This window comes from Bradyrhizobium sp. STM 3809, assembly GCF_000239795.1.
In the GTDB taxonomy this organism is placed as follows: domain Bacteria; phylum Pseudomonadota; class Alphaproteobacteria; order Rhizobiales; family Xanthobacteraceae; genus Bradyrhizobium.
Map to the genome: position 1 here is coordinate 1 of NZ_CAFJ01000261.1, position 2,188 is coordinate 2,188.

Sequence of the window (2,188 nt, forward strand, 5' to 3'; positions counted from 1 at the left end):
GATGTACCGTGTTTTGTTGAAATCCATGAAATGGTGGGCTCCGGATGACTTTGGACAGGACCACGACGGAGCTGCCGCGAGGGCCCGGATGGACGGAAACAGAACAAGAACCGGGCCAATTTGAACCTATCCCATTGGGGTCCCGAGCACAATCGATCCGGTCCTCCGGACCTTAGTTTTACCGCGCTTCCCTGCGGCCTCGTGCCCGTTGTATTGGCGTTGTGTTCCAATTATTTAGGCATGCGGCCACCGCCCCGCAACCGCCTGCGCGGTTAACCCTTTTCGGCAACACTGGAAGTTCCGGCCATGACCACGTTCGACAAGCGCGAGGACGCGTTCGAGAAGCAGTTCGCCCATGACGAGGAATTGAAATTCAAGGCGGAAGCCCGCCGCAACAAGCTCCTCGGCCTGTGGGCCGCCGAAAAGCTCGGCAAGGCCGGCGCTGACGCCGACGCCTATGCCAAGGAGGTCGTCGCGGCGGATTTCGAGGAAGCCGGCGACGCCGATGTCGTGCGCAAGGTGCTGGGTGATCTCTCGGCCAAGGGCGTCACCGAGGCCGAGATCCGGGCGAAGATGAGCGAGCTGCTGGCGACCGCGGTGGCGCAGGTCAAGGCCGGACAGTAACAGCAGGCGAATAGCGGCGAGAGGCGAATGGCGAGTAGCGAATAGGGGTCAGTTCACCCTCGTTCCCTGCTCGCTACTCCCTATTCGCCGTTCGCCCCTTTGCTACTCTTCCTTGAAGCCGTACTCCGGCACATTGCCGCTGGCGCCGTAATATTTGTACGGCAGGAACTTGCCCGACATCGTGATCTTGACGCGGTCGCCCTTGGCGTTGGGCAGGCGCTCCATCACCATGTCGAAATCGATCGCCGACATGATGCCGTCGCCGAACTCCTCCTGGATCAGCTCCTTCCAGGCTGGCCCGTTGATCATCACAAGCTCATAGAAGCGATAGATCAGCGGATCGGTCGGCGGCATCTGCACGCCCTCGCCGCGCATCGGCGTCTCGTTCAGCATGGCGATCTCGCTCTTCGACAGGCCGAACAGCTCGCCCGCATTGGCAGCTTGCGGCTTGGTCAGCTTCATCTGGCCGAGAATGGCGCCGACGATCAGCACCTCGGAATAGCCGCCGATCTTCTCGCAGATGTACTTCCAGCTCCAGCCCTTCTCGCGCTTGATGTCGAGCAGCTTTTCGGTCAGGTCGGATCGCTTCATGCTTGGTCTCCCTTGATGGGCCTTCGTTGATGGGTTTCTTCTGATCGTCAGCGCGCGACGGCCTGCGGCGCGTCGTTGTCGGCCGGCTTCGACGCGACGATGGTCGGCTCGGTGCGGCCGATCTTCACCACCGGCACCTTACGCGGATCGTGGTCCGGCGTCTCGGCCGTGAAGGTCCTGCTGCGGCTGACCAGGAAATCGATGATGTGATTGCGCAGCGCGTAGTACAGCGGATGTCGGTGCAAATCGCCGCGCAGCCGGTCCTTCGGCAGCGGGTTCTCGACGATCTCGGCGAGCACCGCGCCGGGCCCGTTGGTCATCAGCACGATCTTGTCGGCGAGATAGATCGCCTCGTCGACGTCGTGGGTGATCATGAACACGGTCTGCCCGGTCTCGACGCAGATGCGCCGGACCTCGTCCTGCAGCGTGCCGCGGGTCAGCGCGTCGAGCGCCGAGAACGGCTCGTCCATCAGCATGATCTTCGGCGTGATCGACAACGCCCGCGCGATGCCGACGCGCTGCTTCATGCCGCCGGACAGCTCGGAGGGACGCTTGTGCTCGGAGCCGCCGAGACCGACCAGCTCGATGTATTTCAGCGCATGCGCCTTAACCCTCGCGCGATCCCATTTGCGCCACTTCGACGAGACGGCATAGGCGACATTGCCGAGCACCGTCCGCCACGGCAGCAGCGCATGGCTCTGGAAAATGACAGCACGGTCGAGGCTCGGGCCTTCGATGGCCTGGCCATCGACGACAACCACGCCCTCGCTCGGCGCATCGAGGCCCGCCAGGATATTGAGCACCGTCGTCTTGCCGCAACCGGAATGCCCGATCACGCAGACGAACTCGCCGCGGGCCATGCCGAGCCAGAGATTCTCGAAGATCGTCGTGCTCCGCGCGCCGTCATAGCGCTTGGCGATGCCCTCGATGGAGATGAACTTGTCGGAGGTCATCCTCGCGCTCTCCACGAAGC

Annotated in this window: 3 protein-coding genes; 1 reads left to right on the forward strand and 2 read right to left on the reverse strand. The window is 62.8% G+C overall.

The genetic code is table 11. The features are described from left to right. Positions 1-306: 306 nt before the first annotated feature. Entirely contained in the window at positions 307-624 is a 318-nt protein-coding gene (locus BRAS3809_RS14600; RefSeq protein WP_008962882.1) for a DUF1476 domain-containing protein, read from the forward strand. A gap of 102 nt (positions 625-726) precedes the next feature. Here BRAS3809_RS14600 and cynS read toward each other — a convergent pair whose 3' ends face one another. Then, on the reverse strand, positions 727-1,215 hold the full coding sequence (cynS, locus tag BRAS3809_RS14605) for a cyanase (RefSeq protein ID WP_008962883.1): 489 nt from the start codon (positions 1,213-1,215) through the stop codon (positions 727-729). A 47-nt stretch (positions 1,216-1,262) separates the two neighbouring features. Then, a complete protein-coding gene (locus tag BRAS3809_RS14610; protein WP_008962884.1) occupies positions 1,263-2,168 on the reverse strand; it encodes an ABC transporter ATP-binding protein in 906 nt (301 codons plus the stop codon). Positions 2,169-2,188: the final 20 nt, after the last annotated feature.